The organism is Okeania sp. SIO3I5 (assembly GCF_010672085.1).
Classification (GTDB): domain Bacteria; phylum Cyanobacteriota; class Cyanobacteriia; order Cyanobacteriales; family Microcoleaceae; genus Trichodesmium.
The window spans coordinates 1-3,163 of the sequence record NZ_JAAHHT010000452.1; the positions used below are offsets into that span (position 1 = coordinate 1).

Below are 3,163 nucleotides of genomic sequence, written 5' to 3' on the forward strand. Positions count from 1 at the left end.
AAATCTGCACTAAGATAAGTACCTGCCATTGATTGTTTGCCTCCTTTAAATGGAATAGGGAATGGGGGAGTAGGGGAGTAGGGGAGTAGGAAAGATTGAACACTTAACTATAGAGTATAGATAGAATTATATACATATTTATGTACACATATTATAAATTCTGGCGTTGGTAATTTGAGGTATGATATCATGTCGAGATAAGAGCGCAAGAGAACTCCGTGACCTTTACGCAACCAAAAAACTTTCTCCTTCTATTCCTCTTTCTTCTTCTTTCTTCCCTCCTGACTCCTGACTCCTGACTCCTAAGTAATTAAGATTAATATCATACACGAATTTACCAACGCCTAAATTCTTACCTCCTGACTCCTGACTCCTGACTCCTGACTCCTAAGAAAAGCTCTATTGCTGGTATTAAATACTGAGTCAAGGTAAAAGCATCTACTCCTAATTCTGTTCGTTCTTTTGCTGCTAATATGGCGGCTTGAGCGTGCCACAAAACTGCTGTTTTTACAGCTTCAAATGGAGTGATTTTAGTTGAAGTAATAGCTAATAAACCTCCGACTAATCCTGTAAGTACATCTCCACTTCCCCCTCTTGCTAATGCCGGAGTGCTTTCTGGATTAATTGATATTTTTTGACTATTAGCAATAATTGTTTTTGCTCCTTTGAAAACTACGATAAGGTTACTATTTTCAGCAGATTTTTGAGCTGTTAATATCCGATTATTGAGTTGATTTGTTAGATGGGGAAATAAACGTTTAAATTCTCCTAAGTGGGGAGTAATAATTGTTGGTGCTTGACGTTGATTTACTAAAGAGTTGTCTGCCAAATTTCCACAAATATTTAAAGCATCAGCATCTAAAACTAAAGGAGAATTTACAGATAATATTTTTTCTATTATAGATGTAGGTTCTGTTGTTAAACCCGGTCCGCAGGCAATGGTTTCAAATTTACTTAAATCTATATTTTCTGGTAATTGTTTAATTGCTCCGGTTTCTGTTTCAGGACAACCAATAATTAGTGCTTCTGGTAAGTGACTATTTAGTATATTTTTAATTGATTCTGGTACGGCAATTGATAACATTCCTACACCTGTTGCTCTAGCAGCTAATCCTGTTAAAATTGCTGCTCCAGTATAAGGATGGGAACCTGTAATTAATAATAAATTACCGTTTTTATATTTATAGGTTGTTGGGGGAAAGGGTAAGGGTAAATTTTCCCTAACAGATGTTTTTGTAATTCTCTCAATTGTGGGAAATTCTCCTAAAATTGCTGTAATATCTGCCAGGGGAATATCAAAGTCAATTAGTTCAGATGTACCAATATATTCTAGAGCTTGGTCTTGTAAAAATGCTTGTTTCCATAGACCTAAACAAAATGTGTGAGTAGCACAAATAGCAATTCCTAAAACTGCTCCTGTATCTGTATGAATTCCAGAAGGTAAATCAATGCTAAATATCTGTTTTTGCCAACTATTAATTTGATTGATACTTTCAGCTAAATCTCCAGAAATTTCCCGTTCTAAACCAAAGCCAAATAAACCATCTATAAGTAAATCGCAATTTTTGAACGGGGAAATATTTTCGATAAAATTAACCCCCAGAGATTGGAGATATTTAGCATGATAATTTGTTAGTTCTTTCAGTTTAGTAATAGGGCAGTAGACTATTATTTCATAACCTTGAAAATATAATTCTCTAGCTATGACTAAAGCATCACCGCCATTATGACCAGGACCTACTAATACACCTATTTTATTAATATTAGGATTTAATAATTCTTCGATTTTTCGTGTTACTAATCCTGCAACTTTTTCCATTAATGCTGCTACCGGCATTCCCGCAATAAATATGCGTTCTTCTATTTGTCGCATTTGGGCAGCAGTAACTACAAATTTAGGGAGTAGGGAGTAGGGAGTAGGGAGTAGGGAATAAGGAGTAGATAAATTAAGCATAATCTAGGGAGTAGTGAACAATGAGTAGGGAAATTAAGCATAATCTATTCTTCGCTGTTTGCCTAGAATAGAATTGTTAAAAACATTACCAAATAATTAAGGTTTAAAACCTCTACTTTAAAGAAGAAGCAAGAAAAAATTTTCCTTTGAGTCAATCCTATCAGTTTCAAGGATAGGTAATTATTAATTGTTGAATGAACCTTACTAATTAGTTAATAACTGAAGTCTTGAGGAAGTATAGAATTTCAAAGGAATAGGGAGTAGAAACGTTGCATGCAACGTCTCTACCATTTGTAATCAACATTTACTAAAGTTAGTATAGTTTATGATTTGGGTTTTGGAGACCAAACCCCTACATTTTTTCTTCTTTATAACTAACTATCAGCTTTGAGCAACTCTGGGTTAAAATCCCCATTCTCAACTTTTAAAAAATCATCTTGCTGATTGCTGAGTGCTGACCGCTTGTCATCAACATTTACTAAAGTTAGTAGAATTTATGATTTGGGTTTTGGAGACCAAACCCCTACATTTTTTCTTCCTTAATAACTAACTATCAGCTTTTAGCAACTCTGGGTTAAAATCTCCATTCTCAACTTTTAAAAAATCATCTTGCTGATTGCTGAGTGCTGACCGCTTGTCATCAAAATTTACTAAAGTTGGTACAATTTATGATTGAGGGAAAGGAGACCAAACCCCTACATTTTTTCTTCTTTAATAACTAACTATTAGCTTTTAGCAACTCTGGGTTAAAATCCCCATTCTCAACTTTCAAAAAAATCATCTTGCTAATTGCTGAGTGCTCACCCCTTGTCATCAACATTTACTAAAGTTAGTAGAATTTATGATTGGGGTTTTGGAGGCCAAACCCCTACATTTTTTCCTCTTTATAACTAACTATCAGCTTTTAAAAAAAAATCATCTTGCTAATTGCTGAGTGCTGACCGCTTGTCATCAACATTTACTAAAGTTGGTACAATTTATGATTGGGGTTTTGGAGACCAAACCCCTACATTTTTTCTTCCTTAATAACTAACTATCAGCTTTTAGCAACTCTGGGTTAAAATCCCCATTTTAAATTTTCAAAAAAATCATCTTGCTAATTGCTGAGTGCTGACCGCTTGTCATCAACATTTACTAAAGTTGGTACAATTTATGATTGGGGTTTTGGAGACCAAGGAAGAGCGTGCGGTAGATCGCCTAGGCAGATTA

General features: G+C 34.7%; 1 protein-coding gene. It reads right to left on the minus strand.

All coding sequences use genetic code 11. The annotated features are described in order from the left end of the window. Positions 1-352 precede the first annotated feature (352 nt). The gene (locus tag F6K40_RS39515; RefSeq protein ID WP_293145573.1) at positions 353-1,954 is read right to left on the minus strand and encodes an NAD(P)H-hydrate dehydratase; all 1,602 of its coding nucleotides are present in this window, start codon (positions 1,952-1,954) and stop codon (positions 353-355) included. Positions 1,955-3,163: the final 1,209 nt, after the last annotated feature.

Excerpts from the sequence above, each read along its gene's own strand:
- F6K40_RS39515 (WP_293145573.1), bottom strand. The coding sequence starts at position 1,954 with ATGCTTAATTTATCTACTCCTTATTCCCTACTCCCTACTCCCTACTCC.